This is a genomic window from Streptomyces mirabilis (assembly GCF_039503195.1).
Taxonomy (GTDB): domain Bacteria; phylum Actinomycetota; class Actinomycetes; order Streptomycetales; family Streptomycetaceae; genus Streptomyces; species Streptomyces mirabilis_D.
On record NZ_JBCJKP010000001.1, the window covers coordinates 7,784,931 to 7,801,362 of the forward strand.

The 16,432-nt window shown below is 71.5% G+C and carries 16 protein-coding genes; 7 read left to right on the plus strand and 9 right to left on the minus strand.

The window, feature by feature from the left end; translation table 11 throughout:
• The first annotated feature begins 28 nt into the window (after nucleotides 1–28).
• The 5 genes from AAFF41_RS35455 to AAFF41_RS35475 all read left to right on the plus strand — a co-directional run bounded on the left by AAFF41_RS35455 (nucleotide 29) and on the right by AAFF41_RS35475 (nucleotide 6,353).
• The gene (locus AAFF41_RS35455; RefSeq protein ID WP_343325208.1) at nucleotides 29–2,527 is read left to right on the plus strand and encodes a DUF4132 domain-containing protein; all 2,499 of its coding nucleotides are present in this window, start codon (nucleotides 29–31) and stop codon (nucleotides 2,525–2,527) included.
• A complete protein-coding gene (locus AAFF41_RS35460) occupies nucleotides 2,527–4,872 on the plus strand; it encodes a DUF4132 domain-containing protein (protein ID WP_343325209.1) in 2,346 nt (781 codons plus the stop codon). The genes AAFF41_RS35455 and AAFF41_RS35460 overlap by 1 nt, the downstream gene beginning before the upstream one ends.
• The gene (locus AAFF41_RS35465) at nucleotides 4,872–5,264 is read left to right on the plus strand and encodes a hypothetical protein (RefSeq protein WP_343325210.1); all 393 of its coding nucleotides are present in this window, start codon (nucleotides 4,872–4,874) and stop codon (nucleotides 5,262–5,264) included. Before AAFF41_RS35460 ends, AAFF41_RS35465 begins: the two co-directional genes overlap by 1 nt.
• Nucleotides 5,265–5,575: 311 nt before the next feature.
• Nucleotides 5,576–5,779 carry a hypothetical protein gene (locus AAFF41_RS35470; RefSeq protein WP_343325211.1) on the plus strand — a complete coding sequence of 68 codons (204 nt, stop codon included), beginning with the start codon at nucleotides 5,576–5,578 and terminating at the stop codon, nucleotides 5,777–5,779.
• Nucleotides 5,780–5,957: 178 nt separating this feature from the next.
• Entirely contained in the window at nucleotides 5,958–6,353 is a 396-nt protein-coding gene (locus AAFF41_RS35475) for a peptide-methionine (R)-S-oxide reductase (RefSeq protein ID WP_343325212.1), read from the plus strand.
• Nucleotides 6,354–6,356: 3 nt separating this feature from the next.
• On the opposite strand, the gene AAFF41_RS35480 is transcribed toward AAFF41_RS35475, so the two are convergent.
• Nucleotides 6,357–7,370 carry a lysylphosphatidylglycerol synthase transmembrane domain-containing protein gene (locus AAFF41_RS35480; RefSeq protein ID WP_415925879.1) on the minus strand — a complete coding sequence of 338 codons (1,014 nt, stop codon included), beginning with the start codon at nucleotides 7,368–7,370 and terminating at the stop codon, nucleotides 6,357–6,359.
• 272 nt (nucleotides 7,371–7,642) lie between these two features.
• Between AAFF41_RS35480 and AAFF41_RS35485 the strand changes: the two genes are divergently transcribed.
• Entirely contained in the window at nucleotides 7,643–8,209 is a 567-nt protein-coding gene (locus AAFF41_RS35485; RefSeq protein ID WP_343325213.1) for a cysteine hydrolase family protein, read from the plus strand.
• 42 nt (nucleotides 8,210–8,251) lie between these two features.
• Here the strand turns inward: AAFF41_RS35485 and AAFF41_RS35490 are convergent, their stop codons facing one another.
• The 8 genes from AAFF41_RS35490 to AAFF41_RS35525 form a co-directional block, all read right to left on the minus strand.
• On the minus strand, nucleotides 8,252–9,526 hold the full coding sequence (locus AAFF41_RS35490; RefSeq protein WP_343325214.1) for an amidase: 1,275 nt from the start codon (nucleotides 9,524–9,526) through the stop codon (nucleotides 8,252–8,254).
• A gap of 28 nt (nucleotides 9,527–9,554) precedes the next feature.
• Complete coding sequence (locus AAFF41_RS35495) at nucleotides 9,555–10,136, minus strand: TetR/AcrR family transcriptional regulator (RefSeq protein ID WP_343325215.1); 582 nt, start codon at nucleotides 10,134–10,136, stop codon at nucleotides 9,555–9,557.
• Nucleotides 10,137–10,152: 16 nt separating this feature from the next.
• The gene (locus AAFF41_RS35500; RefSeq protein WP_319748583.1) at nucleotides 10,153–10,398 is read right to left on the minus strand and encodes a glycosyltransferase family protein; all 246 of its coding nucleotides are present in this window, start codon (nucleotides 10,396–10,398) and stop codon (nucleotides 10,153–10,155) included.
• A 310-nt stretch (nucleotides 10,399–10,708) separates the two neighbouring features.
• On the minus strand, nucleotides 10,709–11,311 hold the full coding sequence (locus AAFF41_RS35505) for a GTP-binding protein (protein ID WP_060902481.1): 603 nt from the start codon (nucleotides 11,309–11,311) through the stop codon (nucleotides 10,709–10,711).
• Complete coding sequence (locus AAFF41_RS35510; protein ID WP_054236773.1) at nucleotides 11,298–11,654, minus strand: DUF742 domain-containing protein; 357 nt, start codon at nucleotides 11,652–11,654, stop codon at nucleotides 11,298–11,300. Before AAFF41_RS35510 ends, AAFF41_RS35505 begins: the two co-directional genes overlap by 14 nt.
• A gap of 1 nt (nucleotide 11,655) precedes the next feature.
• Entirely contained in the window at nucleotides 11,656–12,087 is a 432-nt protein-coding gene (locus AAFF41_RS35515; protein WP_054236774.1) for a roadblock/LC7 domain-containing protein, read from the minus strand.
• 11 nt (nucleotides 12,088–12,098) lie between these two features.
• Nucleotides 12,099–14,519 carry a sensor histidine kinase gene (locus tag AAFF41_RS35520; RefSeq protein WP_343325216.1) on the minus strand — a complete coding sequence of 807 codons (2,421 nt, stop codon included), beginning with the start codon at nucleotides 14,517–14,519 and terminating at the stop codon, nucleotides 12,099–12,101.
• A 115-nt stretch (nucleotides 14,520–14,634) separates the two neighbouring features.
• Nucleotides 14,635–15,648: a substrate-binding domain-containing protein gene (locus AAFF41_RS35525; protein ID WP_319748585.1), complete on the minus strand. Its 1,014-nt coding sequence runs from the start codon at nucleotides 15,646–15,648 to the stop codon at nucleotides 14,635–14,637.
• A 312-nt stretch (nucleotides 15,649–15,960) separates the two neighbouring features.
• On the opposite strand from AAFF41_RS35525, the gene AAFF41_RS35530 reads away from it, so the two are divergent.
• Complete coding sequence (locus AAFF41_RS35530; protein ID WP_388408996.1) at nucleotides 15,961–16,425, plus strand: cupin domain-containing protein; 465 nt, start codon at nucleotides 15,961–15,963, stop codon at nucleotides 16,423–16,425.
• Nucleotides 16,426–16,432: the final 7 nt, after the last annotated feature.

Consider the following 16,432-nt stretch of genomic DNA (forward strand, 5'->3'; position numbering starts at 1 on the left):
TGTCAGTCCCCTCTGCCATCATCCCGCCATGCTGTACGACGCCTTGGTGGCCGAATCCCGTAGGAACGACTCACTCGACGACGTGAGGTCCGCCGCGCTCGACCGCGTCCGCTGGCTCGTCGACCTCTTGGAACGTCAGCGGACCGAGTTCCGGCGGTCCATGGGGCACGAGCACCGGCGATCCAGGGCGGCGGGCGCAGCGACCGAGGCCGAGATCGACGGGCGGCTCGCGGCCTGTGCGGACGAGGAGGGCAGGGCCGCGGTCCTGTGCCTCATGCTGGCCGCTCGCTTCGACGACACGAGCTTGTGGCAGTACGACGCCGAGATCGGGCCCCTGATCTCGCGGGTGCGCGGCTGGACGCCCGACGAGATCGCGGTGATGCTGCTCCGCGCCACCGAGTACGACATGGGCTTCTGGTTCGCCAATTCGCTGGGGCTGGTGTTGAACGCCGCTGACCAGCTCGACGCCGACGGCCGCCGTGCGGTCATGCCCTGGCTGCGGCACGCTCACACGGAGCTCATGGACACCACTGTCGAGGCGCGCCTGCGCGCGTCGCTCGCCCAGCGCCTCCGCGCGCTGCTCGCGAGCGTGGACAAGGCGCACATCCCCGAGGGACTGATCCCCGCCGACGCTCCCTGGGCCTCCCCGCTGAGCGACCGTGCGAAGACCTCGCCGACGCCGGAACTTGCGGGCTTCGTGCGGCACTTGGCGAGCCTGTCGGGGCCGCGTCCCACGCAGAGGTGGCGGCGGACGTGCCTCGAACTCGCGGACGCGGCGTCGGCGCGGGACCTCGTGGCCGACGTCCTGCGGGCGCTGGCCGAGGACGATCCGCTGTGCAGCACGGGAACCGGTGCGCACACGGGCTGGCTCCACGGCGATCACCACTACCACTACGTCGTCCACCAGAACGACGGTGACCTGGCGCGCGGCGTCGTCTGGGCGGCCGCGCTGACCGGCGGACCGGCCGCGGTGCGGCACCTCGGCGCGCTCGCTCTGCGGGCCGGCGGCCTCGAAGCCCGTGTGTTCGAGGACCTCAAGCTCGCGGGCGCGGCGATCAACGCGCTGGCCGAGACCGGCGATCCGGCCTCTCTGGAGGCCCTGTGGCGGCTGCAGTCCCGGATCAAACACCGGGCTCTGCGCAAGCAGCTCGACACCGCGCTGGTGACGGCAGCCGGGAAGCAGGGCATCACGGCGGAGCAGCTCATCGAGCGCAGCGTGCCGGACCACGGCCTGGCGCCAGACGGTTCGCTGGAACGGGAGTTGGGCGGACACCGGGTACGGGTGGCGATCGAGGAAGCGGCGACCGTGCGGCTCACCTTCACGCACCCCGACGGGGGGACGTCCCGCACGGCTCCGGCGGCAGTGAAGGACGGCTTCCCGGACGAGCTACAGGAGTTGAAGGCACTGGCCAAGGAGGTGCGGGGGACACTGTCGGGTGAGAGGGCCCGCGTCGAGGCGCTGATGTCGGCCGGGCGCGAGTGGCCGTACGACGAGTGGTGCCGCCACTACCGCGACCATCCGGTCACCGGGACTCTCGTCCGCGGCCTGATCTGGGAGTTCCAGGGCGCGGACGGCACGTGGCGTGCGGTGGCACCGATGGCCGAGCCGCCCGGCCGGCCCGAGCGCGTTCGGTTGTGGCATCCGATCCGGGCGTCGACGGACGACATCAGGGCGTGGCGGGAGCGGCTCGTCGCCGAACGGCTGCGGCAGCCGTTCAAACAGGCCTTCCGGGAGATCTACCTGCTCACCCCGGCGGAGGAGGAGACCGGCGTCTACTCCAACCGGTTCGCCGCCCACATCGTCCACTACCGGCAGCTCTACGCGCTGTTCAAGGAACGTGGCTGGCAGGCCAACTTCCTCGGCCGGCACGACGGCGGCTACGACGGGAAGGCGCGGGCCAAGTTCGGCGACGGCGAGTGGCGGGCCTGCTTCCACCACGAGCCCGCCGCGGACGACGACGGCAGCGGCTACGCGATCGAGCACGCCGCGACGGACCAGGTCCGCTTCGAGCGGCGGGACGGCCGGCGCTGGCGGGAGGTTCCGCTGGCGGAGGTGCCCCCGCTGGTGTTCAGCGAGGCGATGCGGGACGTCGATCTGTTCGTGGGCGTGGCCTCGATCGCCGCCGATCCCGACTGGAACGACCGGGGTGGGGACCGCTATGCCGGGTACTGGCGGACGGCCACGTTCGGTGCGCTGACGGCGAGCGCCGAGGTCCGCCGCGACGCCCTGGAACGGATCCTGCCGCGCCTGAAGATCGCCGGCCGGTGCACGCTCGACGGCCGCTTCCTGATCGTCCGCGGCGAGCTGCGCACATACAAGATCCACCTGGGCTCGGCCAACATCCTGATGGAACCGGACGACAGCTACCTGTGCATCGTCCCGTCGCGCGGCAAGAGCGACGGCAAGGTTTTCCTGCCGTTCGAGGACGAACGGCTCACCCTGATCCTCAGCAAGGCGTTTCTGCTCGCCGCTGACACGAAGATCACCGACAACACGATCCTCCGCCAGATCAAGAGGGGTGCCTGATGGACCTCGCAGCCCGGCTGATGCGCGCGCTGACCGACCCGGACTTCATGCTCGAGGACAAGGACAGGCACCCGGATCTGTCGCAGGTCTCCGATGAGGAGCTCGGCAGCCTGCTCGTGGCGGCCTACCGGGTGGACGCCTCGGCCACGCACGCGATGACGATGGTCCGCTTCGCGGTCGAGGACGCGGCCGGGGAACGGCAGCCGCGTTATACGCCCGACGCGTGCCGCCGGATGTTCGAGGCACTCGTCGAAAAGTGTGAGGAGCGCGGCTGGGCGGACCTCACCCTGGGCCTGGGCGCGCTGGAGCGCTGCACGGGGCCGCTGCCCGACGTGTCCGAACCGGCCCGCACCCTGGTCGGGTTCTGGCTGGAGAAGGACACCGTGCGTCAGCCGTACGCGCTGCTCGCGGTCGCGGGGCTCGCCGGCGACGGGACACTGCGCGCGGCCGTGGAGCGCCTCTCCCGTGATGTGGGCCCCATCGTCGCGGACGAGATCGCCGTCAGTGCCGGCCTCGCACCGGCCGAACGGGCGCTGCCGTCCGAGATCGACCGGGACCACAGGTTCGTCTCGCCGCTCGCGCACGCGTGGCGCAGGTCGGCCGAAAACCCCGCTTACGTGATGTTCGCCCGCCGCGCGCTGGAAGCGGCGGCCGACCGCACCGACGCGATCCGGGCGGGCGAGATCCCCTACCGGGCGGACAAGGCGTTCACGGACCGGGAGATCACCTCGCTCGGACAGGCCCTGCGGGTGGCGCTGCTGCGCGACGAGCCCTGGCTGCCGGAGCTGTTCGAGCGGCTGCTGCCCGGCGTCGCCCTCGCCCCGACGGCGGCAAAGACACTTCCGTCGCAGGCCCTGCTGTACGAGGTGGTCCGCGCCGCGCAGGACTCCCCGACGCCCGAGCTGGTGACCGCGATCCGCACCGTGCGCCGGACTGTCCGGCACGCCGGGGTGCCCAAGCAACTCGACAAGATGCTCAAGAAGGTCGACGCGGCCCTGGCCGAGCGCACCGACGTGGCGCTACGGCTGCCGAGGCTGGAGTTCGACACCGCATCCATCAGCGGCTCCGCCGTGGGTGGCGTCCTGCGCCGGACGGCCGGCGACTACCAGGCCGTCGTCATGGTCGCCGAGACCGCCACGCTGACCTGGGAGAAGGACGGCCGCCCGCTGCGCAGCGTCCCGGCGCCGGTCCGCCGCGACCACGCCGCCCTGGTTAAGGAGCTGCGCGGCCTGGTGAAGCGGGTGAACGCCCAACTCGTCACCCTCGTACGCGCGTTGGAGGGCGGCTTCACCGTCGAGGCCGTCCACCCGTACGGCTGGTGGCGCACCGAGCTGGCCGGGCACCCCCTCGCCCGGACCCTCGTACGCCGGCTGATCTGGGAGATCGAGGTCGCACCCGGCGAATGGCGGGCCGTACTGCCCGACGCGGACGAGCACCTTCCCGACGCGCCCTACGACGCCTCCGTACGGCTCTGGCACCCGCTCCGCTCCGACCCCCACGCCGTGCGGGCCTGGCGGGACCTGCTCACCGAGCGGTGCATACGGCAACCCTTCAAGCAGGCGTTCCGCGAGATCTACCTCCTCACCCCGGCCGAGGAGCAGACCCGCGTCTACTCCAACCGCTTCGCCGCGCACATCGTCCACTACCTCAGGATGTTCGCCCTGTTCCGGGCCCGGGGATGGAAGAGCGACCGGCTCGGCCCCTGGGATGGCGGGGACGGCGACGAGGCCGAGCGCACCCTGGCGGCGGGGGAGTGGCGGGTCCGCTTCTTCCACAGCTGGGCCGACTGGGCGGGCGACGACGAACTGGCCTCGACCGACCAGGTGCGCTTCGACCGCCGGGTGGCGGGCGCCTGGCGCGAGGCACCGCTCGCCGACGTGCCCCCGCTGGTGTTCAGCGAGGCGATGCGCGACGTGGACCTCTTCGTCGGCGTGACCTCGATCGCCGCCGATCCCGACTGGACCGACGGCGGCCCCGAGCGCACCTACTGGGAGCGGACCGGGTTCGCCGAGCTGACCGAGAGCGCCGAGGCGCGCCGCGACGTGCTGGAGCGGATCCTGCCGCGCCTGAAGATCGCCGGCCGGTGCACGCTCGACGGCCGCTTCCTGATCGTCCGCGGCGAGCTGCGCACATACAAGATCCACTTGGGCTCGGCCAACATCCTGATGCAGCCGGACGACAGCTACCTGTGCATCGTCCCGGCGCGGCGCTCGGGGGACGGCAAGGTGTTCCTGCCGTTCGAGGACGACCGGCTCTCCCTGATCCTCAGCAAGGCATTCCTGCTGGCCGCCGACACCGAGATCATCGACGAGTCCATCCTCACGCAGATCAAGCGAGGTGCCTGATGGCCACCGTGACGTTCCGGGACGAGACCGCGACGGGCAAGCCGCTCACCGAGTGGGAGGTCGCCGGGCTGCCCGAACGGATGACCGTACGGGAGCTGATCAGGCTCCGGGTCCGCGAGGAGGTCGCCCGGCACAACGCCCGCCCGAGCGATCGCTTCAACGGACTCGTCCGCCCAGACGACGCCGAGACGGAGCTGAACGGCTACCGACTCCGCGAACCCCGCCGCATCGACTGGGAGCGCCAGGCCGAGATCGCCGAGCGCGCCTTCCTTACCAACGGGTTCTTCGTGCTGGCCAGCGATCGCCAGGTCGAGGACCTCGACGAAGTCGTGGATCTCATCGCCGATCCCGACCTGGTCTTCATCAAGCTCGTCGCCCTCGTCGGCGGCTGAGAGACCGGCACTTCTCAGCCGACGAGGCCAAGCCTGTCCGCGTCCATCAGACCGGGGCAACCCTTCCGTCCTGACCGGCAGGCCACCGTCGCCGTCAGCCGCCCGCCCGGGCGGCGGTACGGATCTCGGCCGCGGTCGACCAGTGCTGTCCGCACAGGGCATGCCCGTGGGGCTGTTGCGGCTGAGCGCGTTTCCAGAAGTTCTGAGCGTAACGGGAGTTGAGGCCGTCTGGGGCGGGGGCGTTGACACGGCCCTCGCCGGGCGTTCGATCGAGGTGTCAGCACCGTCCGCCCGGCGAGGTCGTGGTCAGTGTGCGCCCGTTCACCATGTTCGCCAATGCGTCCGTCACCGAGTGCGAGAGGTTACGCGGCCTGCTGCGTGGCCGATGGCGGCCGGCGGCGCGGGCGGTGATGGTACTGCTGTCGCTGCACGGCCTGTCACCGGCGCAGATCGCCGTGCTGCTGGAGTATGACCCGGCCACGGTGCGCTGTTCGATCGGCCGCTTGAACATCTGAGGGGGCCGGCCTGGACGACTGGCTCCGCTGCGGACGTCCCAGGCAGGGCGGCAGCCGGCTGGGCGCGAGGATCAGCGCCCTGCTTAAACAGCCCGGACTGTGGACGGTGTCGCGACTGTATCGGTACCTGGGACGGCCGAAGATGAGTCGCCGCACGCTGTATCGGCGCCTGCGGAAGGTGGCAGTCTGGCAGCGGCCCAAGCTGATCGCCCGCGGCGATCCGACGCGCCCCGCGGTGGTGGCGGCGATCGCCAATCGGCTGCGCCCGCTGCCGGTCGGGACGTTGGTGTGGGCGGCCGACGGTGATCTGCCGTGGTCGTCCCGCGTTGTTCGGCTGGAGAAGTATGCATGCGCGAAGCTCGAAGGCTGGCCGTCCTTCTACGACCCGAAGGACTCCGACGCGGTCGAGCTGATCGCGGACCGCTCCCACGGGATGGCCCGCACGGAAGTGCGGTGCGCCCGCTGCGGATCGCACCTCGGCCATGTCTTCGAGGGTGAGGGTAACCCGACGCCGACCGACCAGCGGTACTGCATCAACAGCATCTCGCTGCGGTTGGCTCCGGACGAGGGCTGAGGTTCACAGCACCTCGCGGTGGACGAGGGCCGAGAGGACGAGGGCGCCCGGGAGCAGGGGGATCCAGACGGTCAGGACGCGGTAGCCGATGACGGTCGCCGTGGCCAGGGACACGGGGGCGCCGTACGCGGCCATGGTGAGGACCATGGCCGCGTCGACCGGGCCGATGCCGCCCGGGGCGGGCACCGCGCCGACGGCGGTACTGGCGAGCAGCAGCGCGAGGACCACCTGGGCCCAGGACAGCGGCAACCCGAGCGAGAACCCGACCGAGGCGATCACACTCCCCTGGAGCACCGGGGCGACGGCCGACCCGCCCCACAGGGCGAGGACGCGGCTCGGCCGGGTGTGCAGGGTCCGCGCCTCGGTCAAAGCGGTGCGTACGAAGCCGAGCGCCGGGCGGCGCAGGGGGCGTACGACCGTCAGGAGGAGGGCGGCGGTGGCGAGACCGAGCACCGCGGCCCCGGCGGCCATGAGCGACGTCCAGGTGTCCGGGGTGAGGTCGCCGAGCCGTAGCGCGTCCGGGAAGGCCACCAGGAAGACGACGAGCACCACCGTCTTCGCCATCGGCTTCACCAGTGAGTACAGGGCGAGCGAGGCGGTGGCTCGGGCCAGGGGTATGCCCCGGCGCTGGAGGAAGCGCAGGGTGACGGCGTGGGCGCCGATGCTCGCCGGAAGGATGTGGTTGGCGGCGCCCGCGGCGAACTGCGAGGCGAGCAGTGGCCCGGGCGGCAGCCGTTCGGGCAGGGCACCTTGCCGGACGCACGCGGCGGCCACCCAGCCCAGACAGGTGAAGAAGACCCCGGCCAGGAGCCACCGGGGATCGGCGGCGGCCAGCCGGGCGGCGCCCTCGCTCACCGCGCGCCAGTCGACCGCCGCCCACGTCCCGATCGCCAGGAGCGGCAGCAGGGTCAGCGTCGCACGGGTGAGGCGGGTCAGGCGGGCGGCGGCGGGGGACCGGACGGGGGCGGGGCGCGCTACGGGGGGATCGTCGAGCGGGAGCGGGGACACGGCGCACATCGTCCTTCCACGTCACGTCCGCGGTACCGGCGGACGGACACAAGAAGAGGCTTGAGCGGAGGGGGACGATGGGAACGTTCCCGCTCGGTGTGACGGCGCGGTGTCCGGGAGGGGAAGGGGCACCAGCGGCTGGGCGACGCGGCCGGGCACGTCGTCCTGTGGGGCAGGGCGGTTGGCGCTCCCGTCGACGCACGGTAGAGAAAGAGGGGGCGCACTCGGAACGCACCCGCCGAGTGAGATGGACGGGACGGACGAGACAACGGAGGCCCCTCATGACGACTCTGCCCGATCGGCTGCACACCGCGCTGCTCGTCATCGACGTCCAGAACGGGGTGGTGGCGGGCGCGCACCGGCGCGACGAGGTGGTCGCGAACATCGACACCCTGGTCGGCAGGGCTCGCGCGCAGGACGTGCCGGTGGTGTGGGTGCAGCACTCGGACGACCGGCTCAAGCGCGACAGCGAGAGCTGGCAGTACGTGCCGGAACTGGTCCGCCGCGATGCCGAGCCCCTCGTCCACAAGAACTACGGCGACTCGTTCGAGGACACCGACCTCGAGGCGCTGCTCGCCGAGCGCGGGGTGGGCCGGCTCGTCGTCACGGGCGCGCAGACCGACATGTGCATCCGTGCCACCCTGCACGGGGCGTTCGTACGCGGGTACGACGTGACGCTGGTCGGTGACGCGCACACGACGGAGGACCTCAGCGCGTACGGCGCGCCGTCGCCGGAGCAGGTGGTCGCGCACACCAACCTCTACTGGAAGTGGGAGAGCGCACCCGGGCGGCGCGGGGGCACCGTCGCCACGGCGGACGTGTCCTTCGCGGCGGTCGTCGAGGACTGAGCCGTTCTCATCTGATCGGCGACCACCGGCGGTCGCCGCTCGTCAGCCGTTCGCCCGCGCGGCCCGTTCGACGGCGTGGCCGAGGGAGAACAGGCCTTCCAGGCGGTCCGGGTGGCCCACGAGTTGGACGCCCAGGGGCATGCCCTGGGCGTCCCGGTGGCCCGGTACGGTCACGGCCGGGAGTCCGAGGAGCTGCCAGGGGCGGCTCAGGACGGGCGACCCGGTGGCCGTCAGGCCCTTCGGGGCGACACCCGGGGCGGCCGGGCCGAGCACGGCGTCCACGTCGCAGAGCAGTGCCAGCATCGCGGAGCGCTCCCGCCGCGCGACGGACCGCGCGCGCTCGTAGTCCTCGGTGGTGAGGGAACGGCCGTGCGCCAGGAGTTCGTTCAGCGGTGCGCTCAGCCGGTCCGGGTGGGTGCTCTCCTCGGCCAGCGTCCGCGCGGCCTCGTACGCCATCACCGTGACGTGTGCCTCGACGAGGCGGGGAGTGAGGGCGGGCCAGTCGACGTCCACGAGCACGGCGCCGTTCGCCACGGCGTCCTCGACGCTCCGGGCCAGAGCCGCCCGCATGTCCTTCGAGATCTCGGCCAGTTCGTCGCCCGACCACACCGCCAGCCGCGGTCGCGTCGGCGGTTGCGGAGGGCCGGGGACCCGCTCCGCGCCGATCAACGCCCCGTGAGCGAGCCGGAGATCGGCCACCGTCGGAGTCAGCAGCCCGACCGCGTCGAGGCCGGGGGCCAGGCCCACGAATCCCGTCGTGTCGAGGGGACCCCCGGCCGGCGCCACGAAGCCCGCGACCCCGCAGTACGACGCCGGCCGGGTGAGTGAGCCCGCGGTCTGACTGCCGAGAGCCAGCGGGACGACCCCGGTGGCGACGGCGGCCGCGGAGCCGCTGGAGGAACCACCGGGCGTGTGGGCGAGGTTGTGCGGGTTCCTCGTGGGGCCGGGGGCGAAGTACGCGAACTCGGTGGTGACCGTCTTGCCGAGGGGAATCGCGCCGATCCGCCGCAGGCGCGCGACCAGCGGGGCGTCGGCCTCGGCGATCCTGCCCCGGCGCAGCGGCGATCCGCACTCGGTGGGCAGACCGGCGACGTCGATGATGTCCTTGACCCCGACGGGGACGCCGCGCAGCGGGCCGCCCGACGGCAGGGCATCCAGCTCCCGGGCGGCGCTCAGCGCTCCGTCCCGGTCCACCCGCACCCACGCCCGTACATCGGACTCCGTACGGTCGAGTCGCTCCAGCGCGCCCGCGATCACCTCGGCCGCGCTCAGCTCGCCCAGGGCCACCCCCGCCGTCAGGGCCGACAGGGTCCTCATCCAGCGGTCCTCATTCAGTGATCCTCACTCAGCGCGGTGCGAGGGCCCCGAAGGCCTCGTCGATCAGATCGTCGAGGTCGAGGGTGCCGTCGGAGGCGGTCCAGTGGTCGATGGCGATGTTCAGACAGTCGACCGCGGCGGCGGCCCGCACCAGCGGGCCCAGGGCCGAGGGCCGTGAGGGGGCCGCGCGCTCGGCGAGGGCCTCGGCGATGACCGGGCGCCAGCCGTTCTGCTTCTCCATGCTGCGCGTGCACAGCGCGGGCGTCTTCATGATCAGACGGGACAGCGCGAGCGCGCCGGCCGGGTCCTGCCGGTGGTGCTCGACGACCGTGCCCAGGGCGTGCCGCAGCGCCGTCCAGTCGTCCTCGCCGGCCGGGCGGGCACGTAGCGCGTCGGCGATCCGCCCGCCCTGGGCGTCCACCGCGTCGAGGACGGCGTCCTCCTTGGTGCCGAAGTAGCGCAGGAAGGTGCTCCGGGACACCCCGGCCGCCGCGGCCAGGTCGTTGACGGTGACGTTCTCGAAGCCCTCGCGTCGGACCACCTGGGCCAACTCGGCCCGGACGGCAGCCCGTGCGATGTCCCTCGTGCTCGTACGCGCTGCTCCGTTCACCTCGGGATCCTACCGCTCACCCGCTCCCCGCTCGCCTGGTGCCGGCCGCGAGCCCCAGCTTCAGCAGCAGGTTGTAGGAGCGGGAGATGAACTCGCGCTTCGGTCCGCGCCCCACCGCCGCCCGGGGGCGTAGCCGACTGCCGATGGCCAGGTCACTGTGACCGGACAGCAGGGGCGCGACCAGTGGGAGGAAGCCGTCGAGTCCGGGCGACAGGTCGACGTCCATGTACGCGACCACGTCCGCCTCGGACCTGCTCCACACGTACTGCAGCGCGCGGCCCCCTGCAGCGCGCGGCCCCGGCCCTTGGCCTCCAGATGGACGTAGGCGTGGAGGCGGCCGATGCCCTCGCCGAGGACGTGTGCCTCGTTGTGGACCGGCACCACGACATCGACCGACCGCTGCCGGACGCCTCCCGCGTTCGTTTCGTTCATGGCCCCGACGATCCGGGCCGGATCTGGGCCGTCGCTGAGCCCGCGCCGAGGGAAGGACGAGAATCAGGGAACTCACGGTTTCCGCACAGCCGGGACCTGGCGGTTCACAGGAAGCCCGGTGAACAGCTCCTCTCCGTACGTCAGTTGTGGCTGGACGAGGCGATCAACTCGTCGATCAGAGTGACCAGTACGTCCCGGCACGACCCCCGCTCACGGGCGTCGCAGAGCAGCACGGGGGTCCGCTTCGGCAGGGCCAGGGCGTCGCGGATCTCCTCGGGGGTGTACGGGTGCTGCCCATGGAAGCCGTTGACGCCGACGACGAAGGGGATGCCGCGCCGCTCGAAGAAGTCGATGGCGGCGAAGCTGGACTCCGGCCTGCGGACGTCGATGAGGACCACGGCGCCCAGGGCGCCGATCGCCAGGTCGTTCCACATGAACCAGAACCGCTGCTGGCCCGGGGTGCCGAAGAGGTACAGGACCAGTTCGGGGCTGAGGGTGATCCGCCCGAAGTCCAGGGCCACGGTGGTGGCCCGTTTCTCCTCGATGCCGTCGAGGTCGTCGACGTTCAGACCGGCGGAGGTGAGGGGTTCCTCGGTGCGCAGCGGGACGATCTCGCTGACCGCGCCCACCATGGTCGTCTTGCCGACGCCGAACCCTCCGGCGATCAGGATCTTGACCGCGTCGGGAGCGGGGGGTGCGTCGGGTGCCGAAGTCCCGCGCGCGGCGGGGTCAGAGCCGGCCAAGGCCGTCCCTCACTTTCTGCAGCAGGTCAAGGTCCGGGGTACGGGAGACGAGACGCGGAGCCTGGACGGTGATCCGGCCCGCCTCCAGCAGATCGCAGAGCAGGATCACGACCACGCTCACCGGCAGGTCGAGTTCGGCGGCGAGTTCCGCCACCACGATCGGCTTCGCGCACAGCCGCAGGATCCGGGCGTGCTCGGGCTGCGGCCGGGTGGCGCCCTCGGGCGGCGGATCCACCGCGGTCACCGACGTGATGAGGGTGAAGTCGGCGCGGCTGGGCCGGGTGCGGCCTCCGGTCAGCGTGAACGGCCGTACCAGCCGGCCGGCCGCGTCGCCTTCGCTCACCTCACTCGCCGTTGTCGGCCGCGGCGGCGACGCCCGCACGAGGTGCTGCCCTGAGGTGCTCGCCGATCTTCTTCACCAGCATGTTCATCTGGTACGCCACCACGCCGACGTCCGCGCCCTGGTTGGTGAGCACGGCGAGATGGGCGCCGGGGCCCGCGGCGGTGAGGATCAGATAGCTGTCGCGCATCTCGATCAGCGCCTGGCGCACCGGACCGCCACGGAAGTCCATGCTGACGCCCTTGCTGAGGCTCATCAGGCCGGACGCGGTCGCCGCCAGCCGTTCGGCGTCGTCGCGGACGAACGCCGTGGACTTGCTGACGACCAGTCCGTCCTCGGAGAGCACGACGGCGTGGTTCACATCGGCGACCCGTTCCACCAGTCCGGTGAGCAGCTGGTCGAGCTGGCTGTGTGTGGCGGTGCTGGGGCGTGTCATTTCTCTGTCCTTCACGAGCGGTCGGCGGGCGGAGTCCACGAGCGGTCTGCGGGTTGGGTCGGGGCCGGGTCCTCCCCGTGGTCGTACGCCGGTTCCTCGCCCCCGTGGTCGTACGACATCTCCTCGTCGTCGCGGGCCCGGAGCGTCCCGCGCTGGAAGCCCGCGAGCGAGGAGGCGGCACGTTCCGCGGTGAAGTCGGCGAGGTCGGTGGCGTCCTTGTCGTCGGCCTCGGAGGGCGTCGCCTCCTCCCGCAGCTCCGTGGCCAGGCTGGTCTGCGGCACCCGGCGCGGCAGCGGAGCGAGTCCGTCGCGGCGGGCGGCGCCCTGAGCGGGGCCAGAGCGCGGCGCGGCGGAGTCGGTCGTGCGGGCCCGGGCGGAGGGGGGTGCCTCCTCCGCACGTTCATGGGGCCGACGCTCCGGGACCGCGTCGTCGGCCGAGCCCTTCGCCGCCACGACCCCCGCCGGTACCGCGACCTCCCCGTCCGTGGCGGGGGAGCCGGGAGTGTCGCGGACCACGACGTCGTGCGGGATCAGCACGATCGCGGTGGTCCCGCCATACGGCGAGGAGCGCAGGGTGACGGCGATGCCGTGCCGGGTGGCGAGCCGCGCGATCACGAACATGCCGAGCCGCAGGTCATCGGCGAGTGCCACCACGTCGAACTGCGGGGCCACCGCCAACTGGGCGTTGAACGCGGCGTAGTCCTCCTCGGACAGGCCCAGGCCCCGGTCCTCGATCTCGACGGCCAGTCCCTTGGCCACCATCGCGGCCCGCACCCCCACCGGGCTGGGCGCGGGGGAGTAGGTGGTCGCGTTGTCGATGAGTTCGGCCAGCAGATGGATGACGTCGGCCACCGCGGGCGGGCTCAGGTACACCTCGTCGTCGGTGTGCACGTTCACCCGCTGGTACTGGGCGACCTCGCCGACGGCGCTGCGCAGGATGTCGATCAGCGCGACCGGTTCGGTCCAGCTGCGCCGGGGCTGCTCACCGCTGATGATGACGAGGTTCTCCTCGTAGCGGCGGAGCTGACTGGCGGTGGAGTCGAGTTCGTACAGGCCCTTGAGGATCCCCGGGTCCTGGTGCTCGCGTTCCAGCGCGTCGAGCTTGCTGAGCTGAAGGTTGACCAGGTTCTGGCTCTGCCGGGCGATGCCGAGGATCACCTTCTGGAAGCCGCGTCGGGTGTCGGCGAGTTCCACCGCGGTGTACACCGCCGTGCGCTGGGCGGTGTTGAACGCCTTGGCCACCTGGCCGAGTTCGTCCTCGCCGTAGTCCAGGGGCGGGGTGGCGGACTCCACGTCGACCTTCTCGCCCCGGTTCAGCCGGGCGACCACGTCGGGCAGCCGTTCCTCGGCGAGGCTGAGCGTGGCCATCCGGAGACCGCGCAGCCGTCGGGAGAGGGAGCGGGTGATGCGCCAGGACATCACGACGCACACCAGCAGGGCGACGAGTCCGCCGGCGCTCAGCGCGGCCGCCTTGATCAGCAGGCTGTGCGCCTTGTCGGCGCTGCGGTCGAGCAGTTGCGTGGTCTGCTGCTGGATCAGGTTCGTGTACTGGTCGGAGATCCTGCCGAGCGCGGTGTTCCAGCGGGCGTGCGCGTCGGGCAGGTCGACCGTCCTGGCCACCCGGCCGTGCGCCGTCCGGGCCGCGACGATCTGGTCCTCGACGGTCTCCAGGGTCTTCCAGTCCTGGCTCTGGAGGACCCGTTCGACCTGGTCCTTCACGGTGCCGTGCAGCGAGTTGAGGACCTGGCTCTGGAAGACCCAGCGGCGCACGTCGACCCGCTGGGCGAACTGCTGCCACGACTGCTCGTCGAGCTTTCCCGAGGGCCAGGCGAGCGCGAGCTGGGCGTCCTCCTGGGCGACCAGCTCCGCCGCGTTCCCCACCGTGATCAGCGGCAGTGCCTGCGAGGTGAGGTCGCCGTCGTCGACCTGGGAGAGTTCCTGGAAGGCGTGGATCTGGTCGCCGATGATCGAGGTGTACTGGTCCAGGGCCTGCTGGGCGGTGATGTCGGTGGGGTGGTCCACCTGTCCCCGGTAGTACTCCAGGCTTCCCACCGAGGCGATGACCGAGTACATCCGGTCGCCGATCCGGGCGGGCGCGTTCTTGAAGTCCTCCGACCGGCGGACCAGTTTCGCGACCGCGACGTCCGTGCGCCTGCGCTGCCGGTCCAGGGCGACCCGGGAACCGTGCGGCGAGGCCATCCAGGCGGCCGACAGGCTGCGCTCCTGTTGCAGCGCGAGCGTCGCCTCGGTGCCCATGGCGCCCGTCGACCGGCTCAGCCCCGTCTGTTCGCGCAGTCGCAGCCCCTCCGAGAAGATCTGCGTCGTCGTCACACCCCACATGGCGGCGAGGGTGACGCTGGGGACCAGCGCCAGCAGGATCAGGGAGAGACGTATGGAGCCGAGACGGCGCCGGGCACCGGTCCGTGGAGACATCGTCGTCCTAGAGCGATCAGCGATGAGAGGGTGCGCAGGATGCTATCCGTACAAGTGACCGTACGCACCGTGAGGGACGGAAAACCTTGGTGCCGCCAGTGCGGGCGGCGGCCGGTCAGCGGGTTCCGTTCGCCGCGAACTTCGCGACCGAGGAGACGTTCTCCTTGGTGACGAACGCGGGTCCGGTGAGCACGGGAGCGGTTCCGCCACCGCTGAAGTTGCCGTTGGAGTGGTAGAGCCAGAGCGAGTCCACGGCCAGATAGCCCTGGAGATAGGGCTGTTGATCCACCGCGAACTGCACGTCCCCGCTCTGCACGGACTTCACCAGAGAGCTGTTGAGGTCGAAGGTGGCGACCTGGGCCTTGCTGCCGGCCGACTTCACCGACTTCACCGCGGCGAGCGCGAACTGCGCTCCCAGCATGACGACTTCGTCGACGCTCGGGTCCTGGCGCAGTCTGGCCGTGACGGCGGCGCCCACCGCGTCCATGTCGGTGCCGTTCACATAGAGCATGTCGGTCTCGCCGCCGAACGTCTTCTTCACCCCGGCGCAGCGGGCCTCCAGGGCGATGTTGCCCTGTTCGTGGATGACGCACAGGGCGTGCTTGGCCTTCAGCTCGTCCAGTTTGTCACCGGTGGCCCGGCCCGCGACGCTCTCGTCCTGACCGAAGTACTCCAGCAGGCCCTCGGACTTCCAGGCGTCGATCCCGGAGTTGAGACCGACCACGGGTATCCCCGCCGCCTTGGCCGCGCTGACCGCGCTCTGCATCGCCTCCGGCTTGGCCAGTGTCAGCGCGATGCCGTCCACCCGGTCGCGGATCGCGTCCCGCACCAGGCTGGCCTGGGCGGCGGCCTCGGAGTTGCTCGCGTACGTCAGGTCGATGCCGTCCTTGGTGGCCGCCGCCTGTGCGCCCTTGCGCACCAGCTCCCAGAACGCGTCTCCGCGGGCGCCGTGGGTGATCAGGGCGATCTTGATCCGGCCGGTGCCCGCCGTGCCCGCGGAGGCGTCGCTCGTGTCGTTCGAGCCGCCGGAGCAGCCGGCGGCGAGCAGACAGGCCGCGGCGACGGCGGCGACGAGGGCGGCGCGATGCGGGGATCCGGTGAAGTGGTGAGGTGTGGGGGACATGTTCATGGGTGCGGCACCTCGCTGTGCGGCCCAGCGGTGGGTCGGGGAGAGTGAGATCGGTGCGATGTCGGGATGTTGTGTACCGACTGTCGTACTTTCGTTGGGCCGGAGCCAACCGTGTGTCACACTCGGCCGTCAAGTGAGCGGGCATATGCCGGAGATGGTCGGCGCGAGGGTGTCGTCGCCGCATCGTCACTAGTTGGACGCGGGATGCGCGAGTTGGGTGGTATCGCACCTTCCGCACGGGGCACGGATGTTCAATGATGGTGCGTGGGCCTGCCGTTGATGGGCTGTTGCGTTCATACGGGGGAGGACGAGATGACGCGTGAGGTTTCCGCTGTCCGTGCCGTGCTGCGTAGGGGAGTGACGGGCGCCGCGGTCGTCGGCCTGTCGGCCATGTCGTTGGTCGCCGGGACCGCGTACGCGACTCCCGCCGGCCCCGGTGTCACCGCGACGGTGCTCTATCGGACCACCGTGGGGAACACGGACTACACGCTCCGGGAGATCACCATCCCGCCCGGCCAGAGCACCGGCTGGCACTACCACGACGGTCCCCTGTACGGCCTCGTGAAGAAGGGCACCCTCAGCCACTTCGACGCCACCTGCGCGCAGGACGGCACCTACCCGGCCGGCCGTACGATCACCGAGCCCCCGGGTCCCGCCCATGTGCACATCGGCCGCAACGAGGGCTCGGTCCCCGTCGTCCTGGACGTGCTGTACGTCCTGCCCCACGGCTCACCGTTCTCGGAGGACGCGCCCAACCCCGGCTGCGACTTCCAGTAGCCCTGCG

Coding starts and splice junctions, on each gene's coding strand:
- AAFF41_RS35455 (WP_343325208.1), top strand. CDS start 29: ATGCTGTACGACGCCTTGGTGGCCGAATCCCGTAGGAACGACTCACTC.
- AAFF41_RS35460 (WP_343325209.1), top strand. CDS start 2,527: ATGGACCTCGCAGCCCGGCTGATGCGCGCGCTGACCGACCCGGACTTC.
- AAFF41_RS35465 (WP_343325210.1), top strand. CDS start 4,872: ATGGCCACCGTGACGTTCCGGGACGAGACCGCGACGGGCAAGCCGCTC.
- AAFF41_RS35480 (WP_415925879.1), bottom strand. CDS start 7,370: ATGTGCGCCGTGTCCCCGCTCCCGCTCGACGATCCCCCCGTAGCGCGC.
- AAFF41_RS35485 (WP_343325213.1), top strand. CDS start 7,643: ATGACGACTCTGCCCGATCGGCTGCACACCGCGCTGCTCGTCATCGAC.
- AAFF41_RS35490 (WP_343325214.1), bottom strand. CDS start 9,526: ATGAGGACCCTGTCGGCCCTGACGGCGGGGGTGGCCCTGGGCGAGCTG.
- AAFF41_RS35515 (WP_054236774.1), bottom strand. CDS start 12,087: ATGACACGCCCCAGCACCGCCACACACAGCCAGCTCGACCAGCTGCTC.
- AAFF41_RS35520 (WP_343325216.1), bottom strand. CDS start 14,519: ATGTCTCCACGGACCGGTGCCCGGCGCCGTCTCGGCTCCATACGTCTC.
- AAFF41_RS35525 (WP_319748585.1), bottom strand. CDS start 15,648: ATGAACATGTCCCCCACACCTCACCACTTCACCGGATCCCCGCATCGC.
- AAFF41_RS35530 (WP_388408996.1), top strand. CDS start 15,961: ATGACGCGTGAGGTTTCCGCTGTCCGTGCCGTGCTGCGTAGGGGAGTG.